Origin of the sequence: Allobranchiibius sp. GilTou38, from assembly GCF_017565325.1 — a bacterium.
Lineage (GTDB): Bacteria > Actinomycetota > Actinomycetes > Actinomycetales > Dermatophilaceae > Allobranchiibius > Allobranchiibius huperziae.
On the sequence record NZ_JAGEKN010000002.1, the window covers coordinates 1 to 19,709 of the forward strand.

Here is a 19,709-nt window from a genome sequence, read left to right on the forward strand (position 1 = left end):
GGGCCGGCGAGTCCCGACCGGGTGCCACAGTGGCCCCGCCGGAAGACTCTCAAGGAGTCACCGATGCCTCGATTCATGGATGTCCACTCGATCGACGGCGGCGTGAGGGTCGAGGACGTGGCGAAGGCCCACGCCGCCGACCGCATGCGAGAAGTCCCGGACCACGTGGTCCGGGACTTCTCGTGTGTGAAGTGGAGCTGAGGGGATTCGAACCCCTGACCCCTTCCATGCCATGGAAGTGCGCTACCAACTGCGCCACAGCCCCGTGGTCCACCGCGGTGGACGACCGGCACACTCTATCCGGCGCCTCAGCGCGAGCCAAATCGGCGTCGTATCAAGCCGATCCAACCCCTTCTGGCGTGTCCCGCTCCATCGCCTCGCGCTTCTTGCGCGCGTAGACCTGACGGCGCGCACGGGCGACGACGGTGCCGTCGGCGAGGGTCAGGTCGACCTCGAACCAGTGCAGCACCTTCTCCCCCGCGTCACAGCGCTCCCGGATCTGTGCAGCGACCGACGTCGGCACCTCGAAGACTCCGTAGACCGTCCCGGTGCCCGGTGAGACGTACTCCAGCTGCGCGGCCTGGTCCCAGACCTTGTAGTCCTTGCCGAGCTGGTGCATGAGCAGCAGCGCGTAGAACGCGTCGGTCATCGCGCCGATGGAGCCGCCGAAGGCCGTCCCGTGCTGGTTGCGGTTGATCCGGGTGAGCACGAGCTTGACCCGCGCCCGGGTCCAGTCGTCGTTGATCTCCTGCACTCGGATCCCCGCGCCGAGCATCGGCGGCCACAGGTTGAGCAGCCGGTTCAGCCGTTGCGGGGTGAAGTGTCTGCGCGACTTCGTCGGCTGATCGCTCATCGGTCGGCGTTCCAGCGTTCGATGCGCCACCCGGAGCGGTGCTCGACGAGTTGCGCCCAGTGGCAGTTGAACAGGCCGCCCAGGCAGTGCCACGCGACGCCCTGCTGCATGCCGACCAGTTGCGCGGCCAGCGCGCGGCCGGTGACACCGTGCGAGACGACGGCCATGGTCGCGCCGGGTGGGAGCGTCGACACGACATCCTCGATGAAGGCGTCGACACGCGTCGCCACGTGGGCGACCGACTCGCCGGTGCGGCCGCGTCGCAGGTCGTCACCGGCCGTGATGGCCGCCTGCTCGTCGGGGAACTGCTCGGTGACCTCGGTGGTCGTCATGCCGGCCCACTCCCCGACATCGATCTCGCGCAGCCGCGCGTCGCAGACCGGGTCGATTCCGACGGCCGCGCCAAGGGCCCGAGCGGTATCGAGAGCGCGTGAGAGGTCGGAGGTGTAGATGACCTCGATGTCGTACGCCGCGAGAGCGGCCGCCGCGTCCTGCGCCTGCCGCCGGCCGAGGTCGGACAATGGTGCGTCCAGCCGTCCCTGCCAGATGCCGGCGGCGTTGAAGGTGGTCTGCCCGTGCCGCAGCACGATGATGCGGCGGGGTGGGACCGCTTCCGCCGCCCGGGAGCCCGCGGACTCCCCACCGGCGGTGGTACTCATGCCTCGAGCTCGATCACCGGACAGTCACGCCACAGTCGGTCGAGCGCGTAGAAGTCGCGCTCCTCCTCGTGTTGCACGTGCACCACGATGTCTCCGAAGTCCAGGAGAACCCACCGGTCCTCGCGCTGGCCCTCACGCCGGATCGGCTTCACGCCGAGGGTGTGCAGGCGCTCGAGCACGCCGTCGACGATGGAGGCGATCTGCCGTTCGTTCCCGGCCGCGGCCACGACGAAGACGTCGGTGAGGGCCAGTTGGTCGCTCACGTCGATCGCGATGACCGACGTCGCGAGTTTGTCGTCCGCGGCCGCGGCGGCGGCCCTGGCCAGATCGACGGCCTGCTGCGTGGCAGCCACTCAGTCCTCCCTGATCTCACCGGCACCTGGCCGGTAGAGGTTGTACTTCCCGATGTACTGCACGACGCCGTCCGGCACGAGGTACCAGACGGGTTGACCCGACTGGACCCGTCGCCTGCAGTCGGTGGAGCTGATGGCCATGGCCGGGATCTCCTTCAGGATCACCCGTTCCCGCGGCAACCCCGCGTCCGAGAGCAGATGCCCCGGCCGGGTCACGCCGATGAACTGGGCCATGTCCCACATCTGATCGACCCCGCGCCAGGACAGGATCTGCGACAACGCGTCGGCGCCGGTGATGAAGAAGAGTTCGGCGTCCGGGCGCTGGCGCTGCAGGTCCTTCAGCGTGTCCAGGGTGTACGTCGGGCCCTCCCGGTCGATGTCGACCCGGCTGACGCTGAACCTGGGGTTGGACGCCGTAGCGATCACCGTCATCAGATACCGGTGCTCAGCGGGCGTCACCCGCTGGTTGGCCTTCTGCCAGGGCTGACCGGTGGGCACGAAGACCACCTCGTCCAGTCCGAGCAGCGTCTGGACCTCACTGGCGGCGACCAGGTGGCCGTGGTGGATGGGGTCGAACGTGCCGCCCATCACCCCGAGCCGGATGGTCAGTGGTCGATCTTCCGACCGGCCTGCGAGCGCGGCTTGCCGGCGGTGTTGCGGAAGGACCACAGCACCGCGAGGAGCGCCAGGAAGACACAGAACGCGATGGCCCCGTAGGCCAGGTGCGCCATCGGCAGTTCGTGCTCTTTGAGCGCGGGCACCGAGTCGTCCGTCGCGAAGGAGACGAGCGAGGATTTCATAGCCGCAGCGTAGCCGGTTAGCTCAGCAATCCCGCAGCCGCGCCGGATACTCTGACCCTGCCATGAGAGTCGAGCTGTCCGTCGTCGTCCCGATGTTCAATGAGGAGGCGGTCCTCCCGCTGTTCGTCGAGAGGCTGCGGCCGGTGCTCGACCGGATCGGCGCGACGTACGAGGTGGTCGCCGTGGACGACGGGTCCGGTGACCTCACCGCCGCGACGCTGCAGAGGATGAAGCGGACCTGGCCGGAGCTGCGGGTGCTGCGCCTGCGCACCAACTCCGGGCACCAGGCGGCGATCTCGGCAGGGCTGGTCGCCGCGCGGGGCGACTGGATGGTCACCATCGACGCCGATCTGCAGGACCCGCCCGAGGTGATCGCCGAGATGCTCGACGTGGGGCGTCGTGAACGGGTCGACGTCATCTACGGCGTGCGCACCGACCGCAGCACCGACACCGCCTTCAAGCGCGGCACCGCCAGACTCTTCTACCGCACCATGCGACGCATCTCCGGTGTCGATGCTCCGGTCGACGCCGGCGACTTCCGGATGATGTCGCGGGCCACGGTCGATGCGGTGAACGCGCTGCCCTCCCACGGCCGGGTCATCCGCCTCGTCGTGCCGACGCTGGGCTTCCCCTCCGCATCCGTCGGCTACCGGCGCGACGAGCGCGCGGCGGGCAGCTCGAAGTACCCGCTCGGCAAGATGCTCCGACTGACCCTCGACTCCATCACCGGCTTCTCCCAGGCCCCCCTGCGCTTCGCCACCTGGTTCGGGTTGGGCGGCTTCGTGCTCGCCTTCGCGATGCTGGTGCTCGCCGTGGTCCGCAAGCTGGAGGGTGACGCCGTCTCGGGGTGGCCCTCCACCGTGGTGATCGTGGCCGGTTTCGCCGGCCTGCAGCTGCTGTGCCTGGGCATCCTCGGGGAGTACGTCGGACGCATCCACGCGAGCCTGCAGGGCCGGCCGACGTACTACGTCGCGTACGACTCGCTCATCGCGGACCAGGGCGCCCGCTCCGGGCCGACCTCCGGGGAGGCGCTGCTCCCTTCGGAGACGGCGACGCGTCACCCGTCCGCGGAGTTCTAGCGCCGGATCTGCCCGTCGCCCTCGACGACCCATTTGGTGCTGGTCAGCTCCTGCAGCGCCATCGGGCCGCGGGCGTGCAGCTTCTGGGTGGAGATGCCGATCTCGGCGCCGAAGCCGAACTCCCCGCCGTCGGTGAAACGGCTCGACGCGTTCACCATGACCACCGCGGCGTCCACCTGTGCGACGAACTGCCGGGCCCGCGCCCGGTCCTCGGTGACGATGACCTCGGTGTGACCGGTGCCGTAGCGGTCGATGTGCGCGATCGCGTCCTCGAGCGAGTCGAGCACTCCCACACTCATCTCCAGCCCGTGGAACTCCGCCGCCCAGGCCTGCTCGGTCACCGCGCGGTACGGCGTACCCGACCGGTCGGCGTACGCTGCAGCGCGCGCGTCGAGGTCCAGGACCACCCCCGCGGTGTGCAGGTCTGCCAGGAGCTCTGGGAGTACTGCGTCCGCCGCGTCGCGGTGCACGAGCAGCGACTCGGCGGCGTTGCAGACGCTGGGCCGCTGGGTCTTGGCGTTGAGCGCGATGTCGCGGGCCATCGCCGGGTCGGCGCCGGCATCGACGTACACGTGGCAGTTGCCGACGCCCGTCTCGATCACCGGCACCGTCGCGCCGAGGACTACCGTCCGGATCAGGTCCGCGCCACCACGCGGGATGACCAGATCGACGAGCCCGCGTGCCGTGATCAGCGCGGTGACCTCGTCGCGGTCGCCCGAGAGCAACTGCACCGCATCCGCCGGGAGGTCGCGTTCCTCCAGGGCGCGCCGCATCGTCGCCACCAGGACGGCGTTGCTGTCGGCGGCCGCGGAGCCGCCGCGCAGGATCATCGCGTTGCCGCTCTTCAGGCCGAGGCCGGCCGCATCGACGGTGACGTTGGGGCGGGCCTCGTAGATCATCCCGACGACGCCCATCGGCACCCGGACCTGACGTATCTGCAGACCGTTGGGCAGGGTCGAGCCGCGGACGACCTCGCCCACCGGGTCGGCGAGTCCGGCCAGGTCACGCAGGGCGGCCGCGATGGCCTCCACCCGTCCGGAGGTCAGCCGCAGGCGGTCCTGCAGGCTCTGGGGCATGTCGGCCTCGGCGCCGCGGCGCAGGTCGCAGGCGTTGGCGCGCACGATGTCGTCGCTCGCCGCCACGACCGCGTCGGCCAGCGCCATGAGCGCCGCGTCCTTCTCGGCGCGCGACAGCAGCGCGAGCCGGCGGCTCGCCGTGTGGGCGCGCTCCCCCGCGGCGCGTACGCGGGCGTCCGCGGTGCTCGTCATGGCGCGATTCTAGGGCGGGGCTGCCCGCGCCCCGAGTGCATCTCAGGCGCGCCGGATCGGCTGTCGCCGGCTGCGCACGATGGTGCCGACCACCACGATCGCGATGGTGGCGTACGTGAGGTAGGTGCTGTAGCGGGACAGGGTGTGCACGAAGTCCTTGGCGGGAGCGCCGATCTGATAGCCGGCGTACATCCAGATCCCCCGGTAGACGATGGCGGCCGCGAAGTCGATCAGCAGGAACCTGCGCAACCGCATACCCACGTCGCCGACGAACGCGTTGACGATGGCAGAGGGGAGGAAGGGCACGAACCAGACGAGGAAGACGGCCGGGCCACCGAACCGCTTCGCCAGTCGCTCGGCGATGGCAGCCGTCCGGGCGGCCCAGCGCGATCGCCCGGCGACGACCTCGATGATGCCGTGCCCCCACAGGCGCCCGGCCCACCAGAAGATCCAGTCGAACTTGATCGACGTGAGAGCGGCCATCAGCAGGCCGACCCACCAGTACGGCTGGTGCCCGGTGCGCAACCGGGCGCCGATGTCGACCATCGCGATGTTGGAGCCGCTGAATGCCGCGAGGGCGTAGGTGTTGAGGCCGAGCAGGAAGGCACGCAGGGGCAGCGTGGCCAGGCCGTAGATGCCGAGGACCGCGATGCACCCCCAGCACCAGAGGTCCTTGCGTCCGGGTTTGCCGGTCCATGGCATCCGCGGGTCGTCCCACCATTCCCGGGGCGCGTCCTCCTCGACGGGCGGAAGTTCGCCGGGCTCGGAGCGGACCCTCTGGCGCACGGGCTTGGTCAGGTCCACCGCGGCCGGCGGCTTCTGCCCCGGCGGCAGATCGGGGCGTGCCGACCACGGATCGGTGCCACTCATCGACGCCTCCTGCTCAGCACCACGAGATCGTCGCGATGGATCACTTCACGTTCGTACGCGGGCCCGAGCTCCCGGGCGAGCTCCTTGGTGCCCCGCCCCAGCAGAGCGGGCAGCTCGCGGGAGTCGTAGTTCACCAGTCCTCGTGCGACGACCCCACCGGAGGGGTCCACGACGTCAACGGCGTCACCGGTGCTGAAGGTTCCCTCCACGGCTCGGATCCCGGCGGGCAGCAACGACTTACGCCGCTCCGTGACCGCGGCGACCGCTCCGTCGTCGAGCACCAGCCGGCCCTGGGGAGCGGTCGCGTGCTCGAGCCAGATCCTTCGGGCGCGGCCACGGCCGCGGGTCGGCGCGAAGACCGTGCCCACGTCGGCCGCCGACAGTGCGGCACGGGCCTGGGTGGCGGAGGTGAGCAGCGTGGGCACACCGGCCGAGGTCGCGATCGCAGCCGCTTCCACCTTGGTCACCATGCCGCCGGTGCCGACTCCCGACTCCGACCCGCCGATCCGCACGTCCTGCAGCGCATCGACCGTCGGGACGAACGGCACGCGCACGCTCCCGGGCAGCGACGGCGGACCGTCGTAGAGCGCATCGACGTCGGAGAGCAGCAGCAGGCCGTGCGCGTCGATGAGCTGCGCGACCAGCGCAGCGAGCCGGTCGTTGTCACCGAAGCGGATCTCCTGCGTGGCGACCGTGTCGTTCTCGTTGACGACCGGCACCACGCCCATCGTCAGCAGTCGCTCGAGGGTGCGCCGCGCGTTCAGGTAGTGACCGCGCCGGGTCACGTCGTCGGCGGTCAGCAGCACCTGCCCGACGACCAGGCCGCGCGCCGCGAACGCCGCGGTGTACGCCGCGAGCAGCACTCCCTGCCCGACGCTCGCCGCGGCCTGCTGGGTCGGCAGGTCGCTGGGCCGCCGCGGCAGGTCCAGGGGCGCCATCCCGGCCGCGATGGCGCCGGAGGAGACCAGCACGACCGAACGTCCCGCGGCGCGGTGCGCTGCCAGGGTGTCCACCAGCGCGGTGAGCGCGGCGAGGTCGAGGCGCCCGCGGGCATCGGTCAGCGAGCTGGAACCGACCTTGACGACCAGGGGCGAGGCAGCTGCGAGTCGCTGCCGCAGCCCCTGCTCGTCCTCAGCCGTCATCGTCGGAATCCGCCGACTCGGTCACCTCGACGGGATCGCGGTGGGTCCAGACCTCGGCGCGTCGTTCGGCGGCCAGATCCTCGCGGGCCTCGCGCTGGCCGTCCTTGCGGGCGTGGAACTGATCACGCCGCTCGGCGCGGGTCGGGCGGGCCGGCTCGTCGAGCCGCAGGTCACTGCCGCGCGCGCCCAGCAGTTCCGCGCCGGCGGCCATCGTCGGCTCCCAGTCGAAGACCACGGAGTTCTCGACCGGCCCGATGAGCACGGTCGACCCGGGCACGGCGCCGGCCTTGAAGAGCGCGTCCTCCACGCCGAGCCGCGCCAGGCGGTCGGCGAGGTAGCCGACGGCCTCGTCGTTGGCGAAGTCCGTCTGACGCACCCACCGGGTGGGCCTGTCGCCCACGATCCGGAAGAGCTCGCCGTCCGGCGTGTTCTCGCGGCGCACCTCGAAGCCGGAGTCGTCCACGGCCCGGGGGCGCAACACGATCCGCTGGGGCACGATCTCGGCGGCCTCGGCGCGGGCCTCCTGTACGTGCGCGGCGAGCGCGAAGCTCAACTCCCGCAGGCCCACGTGCGAGGCGGCCGAGACGATGAACACCTGCAGTCCGCGGGCCTCCAGGTCCGGTCGCACCATCTCGGCCAGCTCCTGGGCGTCCGGTACGTCGGCCTTGTTCAGGATCACGATGCGGGTGCGCTCGGACAGCGGCCGGCCGCCGAGGGAGTCGTCCGCGACGTACTCCGAGAGCTCGTGCTCGATGGCGTCCAGATCCGACATGGGATCGCGGTCCGGTTCCAGCGTGGCGCAGTCGACGACGTGGGCGAGCACCGAGCAGCGCTCCACGTGCCGCAGGAACTCCAGCCCGAGGCCCTTGCCCTGGCTCGCGCCGGGGATCAGACCCGGGACGTCGGCGATCGTGTACCTCAGGGACCCGGCGGTCACGACGCCCAGGTTCGGCACCAGCGTGGTGAAGGGGTAGTCGGCGATCTTCGGCTTGGCCGCCGACATCACCGACACCAGGCTGGACTTGCCGGCGGACGGGAATCCGATCAGCGCCACATCGGCGAGCGTCTTCAGCTCGAGCACGATGTCGAGCGCGTCCCCCGGCTCCCCCAGCAGCGCGAACCCGGGCGCCTTACGACGCGGCGAGGCCAGCGACTTGTTGCCCAGGCCGCCGCGACCGCCGCGCGCGACGATGTAGCGGGTGCCCATCCCTACCAGATCGGCCAGCACCGTGCCCTGACCGTTGGTCACGACCGTGCCCTCCGGGACCGGCAGCACCAGATCTTCGCCGTCGGCGCCGTTGCGCTCGTCACCGGCGCCGGGACGGCCGTTGCCGGCGACACGGTGCGGACTGCGGTGGTACTCCAGCAGGGTCGTCGACTGCGGGTCGACCTCGAGGACGACGTCCCCGCCACGGCCACCGTTGCCGCCGTCCGGTCCACCGAGCGGCTTGAACTTCTCGCGTTTCACGGACGCGACGCCGTGACCACCACTGCCCGCACCCACATGCAACTGCACGCGATCGACGAAATTAGTGGCCACGGAGGTACTCCTTCAAAGAAAAATCGGGGGCGGGTCCGACCCGGACCCGCCCCCGTCACAACGTGGCTGAACGTCTCAGACGGAGACGTCCGCCAGCTGTGCATCGACGATGTTGACAGTCTTGCGACCGCCCTTCTGCCCGAACTTCACAGCGCCGGGAACGAGCGCGAACAAGGTGTCGTCCTTGCCGCGGCCGACGTTCACACCGGGGTGGAAGTGGGTGCCGCGCTGGCGGACGATGATCTCGCCGGCGCTGACGACCTGACCGCCGAAGCGCTTCACGCCGAGTCGCTGCGCGTTGGAATCGCGGCCGTTCTTGGAGGACGACGCGCCCTTCTTGTGTGCCATGTCTGAAGCCTTACGTGTGGAGGGGAGAGACGATCAGTCGGTCAGACCGAACTCAAGAATTGATCTCGGTGACCTTGACCTGCGTCAGCGGCTGACGGTGGCCCTGGCGCTTGCGGTAACCGGTCTTGTTCTTGTACTTGATGATGGTGATCTTGGGGCCCTTGGCCGCCTTCACCACCTCAGCCTTCACGGTGACCTTCGCCAGCTTGGCGGCGTCACTGGTGACGGTCTCGCCGTCCACCAGGAGCAGCGGCTTGAGGTCGATGCTCTGACCGGCCTCCACGGAGACCTTGTCGATGATGAGGACGTCGCCCACGGAGACCTTCTCCTGGCGACCGCCTGCGCGAACAATCGCGTACACGTCGAAACTGCCTTTCGTTGAGGCGCACTCGCTCTGGTGAGACCGCCCGACAGCGACCCTGCGGTGCAGGACGTCGGGACGGTGGGCGCGCCAGCGTTCGATTCTACTGGTCGGTGATGGCGGCTTCCAAATTCGCCGCATCCCCGGCGACGGGGGGTCCGGCGGGCGCCACGACCCGCTTACGCTTGCGACGCGCCGGCGGGGCCGTCGCGGGGGCGGTCGCCACCACGGGTGCCGGCTGCGCCACGGCGGGTGCCGGGGCCTCGGAGGCCAGCACGGTAGCGGGCTGCTCGGGGGCGGGCTCGGCCTGGGGGGCGGGACCGGCCGCGGCCTCGACCCGGCGCACGTCGTCGTGCACGGCCTCGATCGATTCCTGCGCCGCGTCGCCGGCCTTCTCCCCCGCGCTCAGCGCGGCGGCGTGCGCGGCCGCGGCGATCTGCGCCGCCGACGGGCCGGTGGGTGCGGGCTGCTGCGGCGGTGCCGCAGGGGCCTCGGAGCGGTTCTTGCCGCGCCGGCCGCGACCGCCGTTGCCGATGTTGTTGCCATTGCCGTTGCTGCTGCCCGAGCCGCTGGTGGAGCCCGAGGTGTCCCCACCCTTGTCGACCGGGTGGTCGTGCACGATGATCCCGCGTCCACCGCAGGCGGTGCACTCCTCGGAGAAGACCTCGATCAGGCCGGATCCGACCCGCTTGCGGGTCATCTGCACCAGCCCCAGCGAGGTGACCTCGGCGACCTGGTGCTTGGTGCGGTCGCGCCCCAGGCACTCCAGCAGGCGGCGTACGACCAGATCCCGGTTGGACTCCAGCACCATGTCGATGAAGTCGACCACGATGATCCCGCCGATGTCGCGCAGCCGCAGCTGGCGCACGATCTCCTCGGCGGCCTCGATGTTGTTCTTGGTGACCGTCTCCTCCAGGTTGCCGCCGGAGCCGACGAACTTGCCGGTGTTGACGTCGACGACGGTCATCGCCTCGGTGCGGTCGATGACGAGCGATCCGCCGGAGGGCAGCCAGACCTTGCGGTCCATGGCCTTGGCGAGCTGCTCGTCGACGCGGTGCACGGTGAACAGGTCCTGCTCACCGGTCCACTTCTCCAGGCGTCCGGCGAGGTCGGGGGCGACGGCCTGCAGGTAGCCCTGCACCTGGTCCCAGGCCCGGTCACCGGAGATGACGAGCTTGGTGAAGTCCTCGTTGAAGACGTCTCGGATGACGCGGAGCGCAAGGTCCGGCTCACCGTGCAGCAGCGACGGGGCGTGTCCGGTCTTGGCGTCGGACTGGATCTTGTCCCAGGTGCCCTGCAGTCGCTCGACGTCGGCCTTGAGGTCCTCTTCGCTGGCGCCCTCGGCCGCCGTACGGACGATCACACCGGCGTCCGCGGGCACGACCTCCTTGAGGATCTTCTTCAGCCGGGCTCGCTCGGTGTCGGGCAGCTTGCGGGAGATGCCGGTCATGGCGTGACCCGGCACATAGACCAGGAAGCGGCCGGGCAGGGAGATCTGCGAGGTGAGGCGGGCGCCCTTGTGACCGATGGGGTCCTTGGTGACCTGGGCCAGCACCGTCTCGCCCGACTTCAGGGCGTTCTCGATGCGCTTGGCCTGCCCGTTCTCCAGGCCGGCGGCATCCCAGTTGACCTCGCCGGCGTAGAGGACGGCGTTGCGACCGCGACCGACGTCGACGAACGCCGCCTCCATGCTGGGCAGCACGTTCTGCACGCGGCCGAGGTAGATGTTGCCGGCCATCGAGGACTGCTGGGAGTCGCGGGAGACGTAGTGCTCGACGAGGACGCCGTCCTCGAGGACGCCGATCTGGGTGCGGCCGTCGCGCTCACGCACGACCATCACCCGGTCGACGCTCTCGCGACGGGCGAGGAACTCGGCCTCGGTGATGACGGTCCGGCGACGACCGGCCTCGCGGCCCTCGCGGCGGCGCTGCTTCTTGGCCTCCAATCGGGTGGAGCCCTTGATCGCGGTGACCTCGTCGCGGCCGGCGCGCGGCTCGCGCACCTTGGTCACGGTGCCGGGCGGGTCCTCGCTGTCCCCTCCCCCGGAGCCGCTGCGCCGACGGCGGCGGGTGCGGCGGCGGCCGTCACCCTCGGCGCGGCCCTCGGAGTCGGTGGCTTCGTCGGGGCCGGTCTCGTCGACCGAGGCGTCGCCGGCGTCGGCGTCGGCGTCATCCCCGCCGGACTGCTTCTTCGCCGTACGCGGCGGGTTCTTGCGACCGCCCTCGTCCTGAGTGCCGTCACCCTGTTCGGTGTCAGCCGACGGCGCACCCTCGCTCTTGCTCTTGCGTCCGCGTCCACCGCGGCGACGGGGCCGGGCACCGTCGCCCGCGTCCGGGTCGGCGTCAGAGTTGGACCCGTTGGACACGTTGGAGCGGTCGCGGTTGTCCTCCGGGGCCCGCCAGCGCTCGTCGGAGGTGTCCTCCGGCGGGGGCGAGGCGGGGATGCGCGGCGCCCGTGCGGTGGTGTCGGGTGCTTGGAACAGCAACCCGAACGCCGGGGGCACCACCGGGGCGGACGGCGCGTTCGCGGTGTCGTCGGTGTTGTTCGTGCTGGTCTGGTCGTTCTCGGGGCCCATGGCCCCTCCTTCGCGTCAGCACGCGGTGCGTCCACAACAAGGGGGCCCGAAGGCCCGCACGCCCGCGTGGTGCGGGTATGGCCGGTCGCGGGATGTCGCGACCGAAAAGTCGGCTGTTGCGGTCTGCCTGGCTCGCGCGGAGCGCGGCACCGAGGTGACCGTCGTCCTTGGACCCGGCTTCAGGAGCGGCGAAGTCAGCGCCGCCGCTGAGTGCGGGGAGGACGGGGCATTCGACACGTTGTGCTGCGCCGAACGACCGATGCGATTGTCTCATACGCGCGGGTGCGGATCGCGAACCTGGAGGACGACACCACGCGCCGGAGGATCTCAACGACCGAAGAACCGCGATCCGATGTAGGCCCAGGGCCCGGACAGCAGAGCGCGGTGTTCGATCGACGACACGTCGACGACGCCGGGCGCCTGCGGCCGGGGAGTGCGTGCGAGCAGGGGGCGGTGTGCACGCAACCTCCCGCGTGCGCGGGCCTCCCGACGGGCGAGCACCCGCACCCCACGCACCAGGTCCTGAGGACTGAGCAACAGCTTGGTCGCCCACGCCGCCAGCCCACAGCCGTACCCGTCGATCTGCGACTCCAACGCCTCCTGGGTGTCGCGATGCCGGTGCCAGACCAGCGCCGACGGTTCGTAGACGAGGGAACCGCCTCGGGCGATCACGCGGTAGAACAAATCGATGTCCTCCCCTCCCTTGCTGCGGGTGCCCGCACCGAGGTCGGGGTCGAAGCCGCCGAGCCGCAGCACCGCCGAGCGGCGCACCGCGAAGTTGGCGCCGGTGCCGTAGCGGCCCACCTCGAAGGGGAAGTACGGAACATCCTGCGGCGGTTCGCGCAACATGTAGGTCCGCGGCAGCAGATCCCGGCTCCATCCGACGCGCTGGTCGAACCAGGCCTGCGGCGGGGTACGCAGTTCGCCGGTGGGCACCAGACCGCTCACGCACCACGCGTTGTCTCCTTCGCGAGCGAAGGCGCACGCGAGCCCTGTCAGCCACAGCGGATCGGTCACGACGTCGTCGTCGGTGAACGCGATGAGCTCGTGGCGCGCTGCCGCCACCCCCGCGTTCCGGGCCCGCGAGACACCGGGCGCCGGCTCGGTGACGAGCCGGATCCTCTCGTCGCCGAGCGCACGGACCACCTCGCGGGTGGCGTCGGTGACCGGTGCGTTGTCCACCACGACGATCTCGTACTCGCCGTCGTACTCCTGATGGAGCAGGGACCGCAGTGCGGTGCGTACGTCGGTCGGTCGGTCGCGCGTGCAGAGCACCACGCTGATTGGCTCGGACCTGGCCGGTCGCTGGTCCGTTTGCGGCGCGGCGGCCTCCGGCAGTCGCGCGATCTCGGCCGCCAGCCGATCGGCATCGACCCTCCCGTTTGACAGGTCGACGGTCACGAAACCCCACACCTGGTGCCGACCCCGCACGAGCAGACGCGCCCGGGCGAATCCGTCGGCACCGTCCAGGACCAAGTCGACAGGAGCCTCCTGCGAGGGCACATCGTCGAGAAACACCTCACCCACCCACGTGGCGCCGGCCCAGACGGGCGCGGTCGGCACAGCGAAGATCGGCCCCTTGATGCGCATGCCGAGGCGACCTCTTCCCGTCGAGTTGATGAATGTCTCGGACCCTAACCGAGTGTCGGCGCGATCCGCCGGGCAACGTCCAACGCCGCCCTCGGGCACGGTCATGTCGGCCAGACAGCCCCGGCGCGCATCCACCGCTGACGCACCGGCAGCACCGTCCAGGTGAGCTTGCGACTCACCTCTGCCAGGACTCGATCGCGTCTGGGGAGGCCCCAGGCCGGGTCGGCGCAGATCCGCCTGACCAGCTCGCCCAACTCCTGGTACTGCTCGGGCGAGTGCGCGGCTGAGAGCGCCTGCGGGCTGACCCGGAAGGCCGCGAGCTCGTCGGGCTGCCCGATGAAGCTTCCCCTGCTCAACAGCCGCACCCACAGGTCCAGGTCCATCGGGTGCACCAGCGAGCCGTCCCATCCGCCGACGGCGTCGTAGTCCCGCCGGCGGAACGTCACGGCGGCCGGCTCCCCCACCGGATTCACGCCGCCACCGAGCACCGTTCGTCGCGCGATGCGCCGACCGGTCTGCGGTCCGAGCAGGCCGTACAGTCCCATGGCGTGGGCGAGTACCCGCCCGTCCTCGTTGATCAGGGCGCGCCTGCTCGCGACCACGCTGACCTCGGGGTGTTCCGCGAGCACCGCAGCCTGCAGCCGGGTGGCCGAGCGATGGATCAGGTCGTCGGCGCAGAGCAGCTTCACGTACCGACCGCGGGACACCTCGATGACGCGCCGCCAGTTGGTCGGCAGGTCGACGGTCTCGTGATTGCGCTGCACGACGAGTCGCGGATCGTCGAAGCCGTCCAGGATCTCAGGAGTCCGATCGGTGCTCGCGTTGTCGAGGACCACGACCTCGAAGTCGTCGCTGTCCTGGGCGAGCGCGGAGCGGACGGTCTCGGCGAGGAACCGCTCACCCTGGTAGGTGGGTATGCAGATCGAGATCAGCGGCGCCTCGCCGCATTCCCGTTCCCCAGCCGAATGTTCGTCGGTGCCCATCCCCTCGTGACCGTCCTGCGGGCCGGAGACCGTGCTGGTCCGCTCGTGCGAGAGCCGCCGGTGGCTCTGGAACGCCTCTGAATGCACCCGACCCTAAACCCGGCCGACTCCCTACCGGGTCCGGTTGTGCGCATCCGATTCCGCGGCAACATCAGTCCGGCGCGCGGACCTCGTCCGGCGTGGCCGCGAGCGGATCGGCGACGGTCCCATCCGGGCGCAGCGGTCCCTGACGGGACCGGGTGACCAACGGGGGGCGTGCCGGGCGAAGGTCGGCCACCTCCACGAGCGCGCTGAGGACGTCGTCCGGGCGCACCGCGGGGGTCAGGTGGCGCAGTCGCAGACCCAGTCGGGAGGCGTAGGGCGGGCCGTCGGCCGGTCCGGCCTGCGCGTGCAGCACCGCCTCGCGGACGTCGAAGGTGCGTGGACCGCGCTTCATCATCCGGGTCACCTCGATGCGGTCGCTCGCCAGGAGTTGGTCGGTGGCCGCGGTGAGGGTCGCGAGGTCCACGTCGGCGAAGTCCAGCACCCAGTCGCTCGCCTCCAGCAGGTCCGCGAGCGCGCCGGTGGCCGCCTCCCGTACGACGACCACGTCCAGGCCGTCCGGGAGCGCCTCGTCCAGGTCGCGGTGCAGCACCGCCGGGTCGCGGTGCTCGCGCAGCTGTATCTCGAAGTACTCCGCCTCGCTCGCCGTACCCGTCGGGGCGGCGTTCGCGTAGCTGATCCGGGGGTGGGGGTGGAAGCCGGCCGAGAACGCCATCGGCACCGACGCCCGTCGCAACGCACGCTCCAACGCGCGCTGGAAGTCACGCGTGGAGGAGAACCGCAGCCGTCCGCGTTTGGCGTACTGGATGCGCAGCTTCTGGACGGCCGGGTCGGGGGCGGGCCCGTCCGGGACGCGTTGACGGGGTGGCACGGGAGGCCACGGTAGCCGTCGGCCGGCGTCGCACGCTGACGGCGTTCGCGTTCATCGACGGCGTTCGAACGCCGTCAGTCGTCACGAACACCGTCAGCGTCACGCGTCGGGTCGCCGGCCGGCGCCGTCCCGCTAGGGTTCAGCGCTCGCAGGCGATGCCGTCCTTGTCCGCGTCCGAGTGCTTGTTGGCGTTGTAGAGCGCGGTGTTGACGTAGAAGTTGGTCACCGGGTGCTTCTTACGCGCACCGTGCGGACCGGTGTCACGCGCGCCCTTGCGGCCGACCCCGTGAGGGTATTTCTTGTGCATGTTGTCGCAGCCATGGAAGTTCACGATGGCCGGCGCGGCATGCGCGGGCGCGACGATCGTGGCGGCGGGGATGAGGGAGGCGCACACCGTCAGGACGACGGGCAGGGCACGGGGCATCGCTGTGAACTCGTTTCGCGGAGGGGCGGCCCAGATGCCGCCGCCGAAGAATATCGACCGCGGAGCGTGCGTGGGGCTTTCAGGCCCCGATCAGACGACACTCAGGGGAAGCAGCTTCTTGCCGGTCGGCCCGACCTGGATGTCGGTGTTCATCTGAGGGCAGACGCCGCAGTCGAAACACGGTGTCCAGCGGCAGTCGTCGACCTCGGTCTCATCCAGCGCGTCCTGCCAGTCGGCCCAGAGCCAGTCCTTGTCCAGCCCCGAGTCCAGGTGGTCCCACGGCAGCACTTCGTGCTCGCTGCGCTCCCGGGTGGTGTACCAGGCCACGTCGACGTCCGTGCCCTCGAACGCAGCCGTCGCGCACCGCATCCAGCGCTCATAGGAGAAGTGCTCGCTCCAGCCGTCGAACCGGCCGCCATCGCGCCAGACGGCCTCGATGACCCGCCCGACCCGGCGGTCGCCGCGGGAGAGCAGTCCTTCGACCAGGCCCGGCTCGCCGTCGTGGTAGCGCATGCCGATCGCCGCGCCGTAGCGCTTGTCGGAGCGGATCGCCTCCCGCAGCTTGGCCAGGCGAGCATCGGTCTGTTCGGGGTCCAGCTGCGCGCACCACTGGAAGGGGGTGTGCGGCTTCGGCACGAAACCGCCGATCGAGACGGTGCAGCGGATGTCGCGGCGACCGCTGACCTCCCGGCCGACGTCGATGACCCGCTTGGCCAGGTCGGCGATCTGCAGCACGTCCTCGTCGGTCTCGGTGGGCAGACCGCACATGAAGTAGAGCTTGACCTGCCGCCAGCCCGCGCCGTAGGCCGCGGCGACAGTCTTGATCAGGTCCTCTTCGCTCACCATCTTGTTGATGACCTTGCGGATCCGCTCCGAGCCTCCCTCGGGTGCGAAGGTCAGGCCGGAACGGCGCCCGCCGCGCGTCAGCTCGTTCGCCAGGTCGATGTTGAACGCGTCGACCCGGGTGGACGGCAGGGAGAGCCCGGTCTGGGTGCCTTCGTAGCGGTCGGCGAGACCCTTGGCGATGTCGGCGATCTCGGAGTGGTCGGCCGAGGACAGCGACAGCAGCCCGACCTCTTCGAAACCGGTGGCCTCCAGGCCCTTCTTGACCATCTCGCCGATACCGGTGATGGACCGCTCGCGCACCGGCCGGGTGATCATCCCGGCCTGGCAGAAGCGGCAGCCGCGGGTGCACCCGCGGAAGATCTCCACCGACATGCGCTCGTGCACGGACTCCGCCAACGGCACCAGCGGCTGCTTGGGGTAGGGCCAGGCGTCCAGGTCCATCACGGTGTGCTTGGAGACCCGCCACGGCACGCCGACCGTGTCCGCGGCCGGCGCGACGCGCTGGATGCGCCCGTCGGGCAGGTAGTCCACGTCGTAGAACGCCGGGACGTAGACACCACCGGTGCGCGCGAGGCGCAGCAGCAGCTCCCGTCGGCCACCGGGTCGGCCCTGCCGCTTCCAGGCGGAGATGTGATCGGTGATGGCGAGGACGGCCTCTTCCCCGTCGCCGACGACCGCGGCGTCGATGAAGTCCGACACCGGCTCGGGGTTGAACGCCGCGTGGCCACCGGCCAGGACGATCGGGTCGTCCTCGCCACGGTCCGCCGCGTGCAACGGGATGCCGGCCAGATCCAGCGCGGTGAGCATGTTGGTGTAGCCGAGCTCGGTGGAGAAGGAGAGCCCGAAGACGTCGAAATCGCCGACCGGACGGTGCGCGTCGACGGTGAACTGCGGCAGCTCGGCGGCACGCATGGCCGCCTCCATGTCGGGCCACACCGAGTAGGTGCGCTCGGCGAGGGTGTCCGTCCGCTCGTTGAGGACCTCGTACAGGATCATCACGCCCTGGTTGGGCACGCCGACCTCGTACGCGTCGGGGTACATCAGCGCCCACCGCACGGTCAGCTCGTGACCGTCGGCGTCGTACCCGCCGCACTGCCAGTCCTTGACGGTGGAGTTGAGCTCCCCGCCCACGTACTGGATCGGCTTGCTCACCTGCTCCAGCAGTGGTTCGAGGTCATAGAAGATCGACGCGCCCGGCATGCCACCAGGGTAGAGCCGCCCGGCGGCACACCCGCCGGGCGTTCGCCGCTCAGGCGTAGAGCGCGTCCAGGTCGTCGCTGTACTTGGTGATGACGACCTTGCGCTTGAGCTTCAGGCTGGGCGTGATCTCGCCGTCCTCGACGGTCAGATCGTGGTCCAGGATGAGGAAGCGCTTGATCTGCTCCCAGCGGTTCAGACCGGCGTTCAACTTGTCGACGTAACCCTGCACCATCTCGCGCGCGGCGGCGGAGGTCACGATCGTGCGGTAGTCCTGGCCCGCCATCCCGTGGCTCTTCGCCCAGTCCGTGATGGCCTCTTCGTCGAGGGTGATGAGGGCCGAGACGAACGTGCGACTCTCTCCCTCCACCACCAACTGGGAGGCGTAGGGGCACAGCCCCTTGAAGGTGGCCTCGATCTGACCCGGCGCGACGTACTTGCCGTTGGAGGTCTTGAAAAGGTCCTTCTTGCGGTCGGTGATGCGCACGTGGCCGCTGGGGAGGATCTCGGCGATGTCACCGGTGTGCAGCCAGCCGTCGGTCAGGGTCTCGGCCGTGGCCTCGTCCAACCCGCGGTAGCCCTGCATCACACCAGGGCCCTTGACCAGCAGCTCTCCGTCGTCGGCGAGCTTCAGCTCAGTGCCCGGCAGCGGCCACCCGACCGTGCCGATCTTGTTGGCGTACGGGCGGTTCACGCAGGTCGCGGCGCTCGTCTCGGTCATGCCGTAGCCCTCCAGGACCGGCATGCCCATGGCGTCGAACCACTTGGCGACCTCGGAGTTGAGGGCGGCCGACCCGGAGATGAAGAAGCGCACGCGCCCGCCGAAGCGCTCGCGGATCTTGGCCAGCACGATCTTGTCGCCGATCCGGTGCTGCGCGCCGAGGAGCGCGCCGACCGGCTTCTCCTCCGAGCGGCGCTCGGCGACCTGCTTGCCGTTGGCGCTGGCCCAGTGGAAGAGCTTGGCCTTCACCCCGCCCTCGTCGTCCATCATCGTGGTGATGCGGCCGTAGACCTTCTCGAAGATCCGCGGTGCCGCGCCCATCCAGGTGGGGCGGACGACGGCAAGGTTCTCCACGATCTTATCGACACGACCGTCGATCGCGGTCGGGAAGCCGACCTGGATCGGCAGGGTCAGCAGCAGCTTGCCGAAGACGTGCGAGAGCGGAAGCCAGAGGTACTGCAGGTCATCGGGGGTGAGCAGACCCGTCGAGCCGGTCGCCGCGACCTCGTACATCCACGCGTCGTGGGGCAGCCGCACGCCCTTCGGCTTGCCGGTCGTGCCCGAGGTGTAGATGAGGGTGGCCAGGTCCTGCGGCCCGAGCTGGTCGACCCGCTCCTCGAGGACGCCCTCGTGGTCGCCGACGTAGTCGGTGCCGAGCTTCTCCAGATCCGCCAGGGACAGCACCCAGTCGCCGTCACTCTCGCCGTCGATCACGACCACCTTGGCAACGTCCGGGATGGCGTCGCGGCCCTGCTTGAGCAGGGCGACCTTGGCCTCGTCCTCGGCGATCACGACGGTGCTGCCGGAGTCGGAGACGATGTAGAGGACGTCGTCCGGGGTCGAGGTCGGGTAGATCGTGGTGGTCGCTGCAGCGGCGAGCATCACGCCGAGGTCGGCCAGCGCCCACTCCACACGGGTGGCGGAGGCGATCGCGACGCGGTCACCCGGCTGGACTCCCACGGCGACCAGGCCGCCGGCGATGGCGCGCACCCGTTCCTCGGCCTGCGCCCACGTCAGCTGCGTCCAGTCCTCGCCGGACGGATAGCTGTAGGCGTGCGCCGACGGGGTCTGCTTGACCCGGTCGAGGAAGAGTCGGGCGACCGACGGTGCTCGCCCGTCGATGGCGGACTGGTCGTACTTCTCGTCCTGCGCGCTGATCATGTGCTGGCTGCTCCACGGTGGGTTCG

The 19,709-nt window shown here is 70.3% G+C and carries 19 protein-coding genes, 1 tRNA gene and 1 pseudogene; 2 read left to right on the top strand and 19 right to left on the bottom strand.

The window, feature by feature from the left end; translation table 11 throughout:
- Positions 1-201, top strand: a pseudogene (locus JOB34_RS00225) (hypothetical protein); the annotation flags it as partial.
- On the opposite strand, the gene JOB34_RS00230 reads toward JOB34_RS00225, so the two are convergent.
- From JOB34_RS00230 to JOB34_RS00255, 6 genes are all read right to left on the bottom strand, one after another.
- Positions 193-265 (bottom strand) — tRNA-Ala (locus tag JOB34_RS00230). The pseudogene JOB34_RS00225 and the gene JOB34_RS00230 overlap by 9 nt on opposite strands.
- Before the next feature lie 69 nt (positions 266-334).
- Positions 335-853 carry a DUF4442 domain-containing protein gene (locus JOB34_RS00235; RefSeq protein WP_179479899.1) on the bottom strand — a complete coding sequence of 173 codons (519 nt, stop codon included), beginning with the start codon at positions 851-853 and terminating at the stop codon, positions 335-337.
- Positions 850-1,512 carry a histidine phosphatase family protein gene (locus JOB34_RS00240; protein WP_208050851.1) on the bottom strand — a complete coding sequence of 221 codons (663 nt, stop codon included), beginning with the start codon at positions 1,510-1,512 and terminating at the stop codon, positions 850-852. Before JOB34_RS00240 ends, JOB34_RS00235 begins: the two co-directional genes overlap by 4 nt.
- Positions 1,509-1,865 carry a ribosome silencing factor gene (rsfS, locus tag JOB34_RS00245; protein WP_208050852.1) on the bottom strand — a complete coding sequence of 119 codons (357 nt, stop codon included), beginning with the start codon at positions 1,863-1,865 and terminating at the stop codon, positions 1,509-1,511. The genes JOB34_RS00240 and rsfS overlap by 4 nt, the downstream gene beginning before the upstream one ends.
- Positions 1,866-2,468, bottom strand: coding sequence for a nicotinate-nucleotide adenylyltransferase (gene nadD / locus JOB34_RS00250; protein WP_343048601.1), 603 nt, complete (start codon positions 2,466-2,468; stop codon positions 1,866-1,868).
- A 2-nt stretch (positions 2,469-2,470) separates the two neighbouring features.
- The gene (locus tag JOB34_RS00255) at positions 2,471-2,665 is read right to left on the bottom strand and encodes a hypothetical protein (protein WP_179479892.1); all 195 of its coding nucleotides are present in this window, start codon (positions 2,663-2,665) and stop codon (positions 2,471-2,473) included.
- Positions 2,666-2,727: 62 nt separating this feature from the next.
- Here JOB34_RS00255 and JOB34_RS00260 point away from each other — a divergent pair, with 62 nt between their 5' ends.
- Positions 2,728-3,744, top strand: coding sequence for a glycosyltransferase family 2 protein (locus JOB34_RS00260; RefSeq protein WP_208050853.1), 1,017 nt, complete (start codon positions 2,728-2,730; stop codon positions 3,742-3,744).
- On the opposite strand, the gene JOB34_RS00265 is transcribed toward JOB34_RS00260, so the two are convergent.
- From JOB34_RS00265 to JOB34_RS00325, 13 genes are all read right to left on the bottom strand, one after another.
- Positions 3,741-5,012, bottom strand: a complete 1,272-nt coding sequence (locus JOB34_RS00265) for a glutamate-5-semialdehyde dehydrogenase (protein ID WP_208050854.1) — start codon at positions 5,010-5,012, stop codon at positions 3,741-3,743. The genes JOB34_RS00260 and JOB34_RS00265 overlap by 4 nt on opposite strands.
- Positions 5,013-5,054: 42 nt before the next feature.
- Positions 5,055-5,882, bottom strand: coding sequence for a VTT domain-containing protein (locus JOB34_RS00270; protein WP_208050855.1), 828 nt, complete (start codon positions 5,880-5,882; stop codon positions 5,055-5,057).
- Positions 5,879-7,024: a glutamate 5-kinase gene (gene proB, locus JOB34_RS00275; RefSeq protein ID WP_208050856.1), complete on the bottom strand. Its 1,146-nt coding sequence runs from the start codon at positions 7,022-7,024 to the stop codon at positions 5,879-5,881. Before proB ends, JOB34_RS00270 begins: the two co-directional genes overlap by 4 nt.
- Complete coding sequence (obgE, locus tag JOB34_RS00280) at positions 7,014-8,564, bottom strand: GTPase ObgE (RefSeq protein ID WP_208050857.1); 1,551 nt, start codon at positions 8,562-8,564, stop codon at positions 7,014-7,016. Before obgE ends, proB begins: the two co-directional genes overlap by 11 nt.
- Positions 8,565-8,639: 75 nt before the next feature.
- Complete coding sequence (gene rpmA / locus JOB34_RS00285) at positions 8,640-8,912, bottom strand: 50S ribosomal protein L27 (protein WP_179479886.1); 273 nt, start codon at positions 8,910-8,912, stop codon at positions 8,640-8,642.
- A gap of 52 nt (positions 8,913-8,964) precedes the next feature.
- Positions 8,965-9,273, bottom strand: a complete 309-nt coding sequence (gene rplU / locus JOB34_RS00290) for a 50S ribosomal protein L21 (protein ID WP_179479884.1) — start codon at positions 9,271-9,273, stop codon at positions 8,965-8,967.
- Between the two features lie 103 nt (positions 9,274-9,376).
- A complete protein-coding gene (locus JOB34_RS00295; protein ID WP_208050858.1) occupies positions 9,377-11,848 on the bottom strand; it encodes an Rne/Rng family ribonuclease in 2,472 nt (823 codons plus the stop codon).
- Between the two features lie 327 nt (positions 11,849-12,175).
- Positions 12,176-13,438: a glycosyltransferase gene (locus JOB34_RS00300; RefSeq protein WP_208050859.1), complete on the bottom strand. Its 1,263-nt coding sequence runs from the start codon at positions 13,436-13,438 to the stop codon at positions 12,176-12,178.
- A 101-nt stretch (positions 13,439-13,539) separates the two neighbouring features.
- Positions 13,540-14,508 carry a glycosyltransferase gene (locus JOB34_RS00305; RefSeq protein WP_208050860.1) on the bottom strand — a complete coding sequence of 323 codons (969 nt, stop codon included), beginning with the start codon at positions 14,506-14,508 and terminating at the stop codon, positions 13,540-13,542.
- A gap of 64 nt (positions 14,509-14,572) precedes the next feature.
- Positions 14,573-15,334 carry a TIGR03936 family radical SAM-associated protein gene (locus JOB34_RS00310; RefSeq protein WP_347813666.1) on the bottom strand — a complete coding sequence of 254 codons (762 nt, stop codon included), beginning with the start codon at positions 15,332-15,334 and terminating at the stop codon, positions 14,573-14,575.
- A 139-nt stretch (positions 15,335-15,473) separates the two neighbouring features.
- Positions 15,474-15,758, bottom strand: coding sequence for an excalibur calcium-binding domain-containing protein (locus JOB34_RS00315; RefSeq protein ID WP_208050861.1), 285 nt, complete (start codon positions 15,756-15,758; stop codon positions 15,474-15,476).
- 90 nt (positions 15,759-15,848) lie between these two features.
- Positions 15,849-17,804, bottom strand: coding sequence for a TIGR03960 family B12-binding radical SAM protein (locus JOB34_RS00320; RefSeq protein ID WP_208050862.1), 1,956 nt, complete (start codon positions 17,802-17,804; stop codon positions 15,849-15,851).
- Positions 17,805-17,853: 49 nt separating this feature from the next.
- A complete protein-coding gene (locus tag JOB34_RS00325; RefSeq protein WP_208050863.1) occupies positions 17,854-19,683 on the bottom strand; it encodes a long-chain fatty acid--CoA ligase in 1,830 nt (609 codons plus the stop codon).
- Between the last annotated feature and the right edge of the window lie 26 nt (positions 19,684-19,709).

What these genes read in the sequence shown, in the direction of transcription:
- JOB34_RS00235 (WP_179479899.1), bottom strand. Translation starts at nt 853, where the DNA reads ATGAGCGATCAGCCGACGAAGTCGCGCAGACACTTCACCCCGCAACGG.
- JOB34_RS00240 (WP_208050851.1), bottom strand. Translation starts at nt 1,512, where the DNA reads ATGAGTACCACCGCCGGTGGGGAGTCCGCGGGCTCCCGGGCGGCGGAA.
- JOB34_RS00255 (WP_179479892.1), bottom strand. Translation starts at nt 2,665, where the DNA reads ATGAAATCCTCGCTCGTCTCCTTCGCGACGGACGACTCGGTGCCCGCG.
- JOB34_RS00260 (WP_208050853.1), top strand. Translation starts at nt 2,728, where the DNA reads ATGAGAGTCGAGCTGTCCGTCGTCGTCCCGATGTTCAATGAGGAGGCG.
- JOB34_RS00265 (WP_208050854.1), bottom strand. Translation starts at nt 5,012, where the DNA reads ATGACGAGCACCGCGGACGCCCGCGTACGCGCCGCGGGGGAGCGCGCC.
- JOB34_RS00270 (WP_208050855.1), bottom strand. Translation starts at nt 5,882, where the DNA reads ATGAGTGGCACCGATCCGTGGTCGGCACGCCCCGATCTGCCGCCGGGG.
- proB (WP_208050856.1), bottom strand. Translation starts at nt 7,024, where the DNA reads ATGACGGCTGAGGACGAGCAGGGGCTGCGGCAGCGACTCGCAGCTGCC.
- rpmA (WP_179479886.1), bottom strand. Translation starts at nt 8,912, where the DNA reads ATGGCACACAAGAAGGGCGCGTCGTCCTCCAAGAACGGCCGCGATTCC.
- JOB34_RS00295 (WP_208050858.1), bottom strand. Translation starts at nt 11,848, where the DNA reads ATGGGCCCCGAGAACGACCAGACCAGCACGAACAACACCGACGACACC.
- JOB34_RS00300 (WP_208050859.1), bottom strand. Translation starts at nt 13,438, where the DNA reads ATGCGCATCAAGGGGCCGATCTTCGCTGTGCCGACCGCGCCCGTCTGG.
- JOB34_RS00315 (WP_208050861.1), bottom strand. Translation starts at nt 15,758, where the DNA reads ATGCCCCGTGCCCTGCCCGTCGTCCTGACGGTGTGCGCCTCCCTCATC.
- JOB34_RS00320 (WP_208050862.1), bottom strand. Translation starts at nt 17,804, where the DNA reads ATGCCGGGCGCGTCGATCTTCTATGACCTCGAACCACTGCTGGAGCAG.
- JOB34_RS00325 (WP_208050863.1), bottom strand. Translation starts at nt 19,683, where the DNA reads ATGATCAGCGCGCAGGACGAGAAGTACGACCAGTCCGCCATCGACGGG.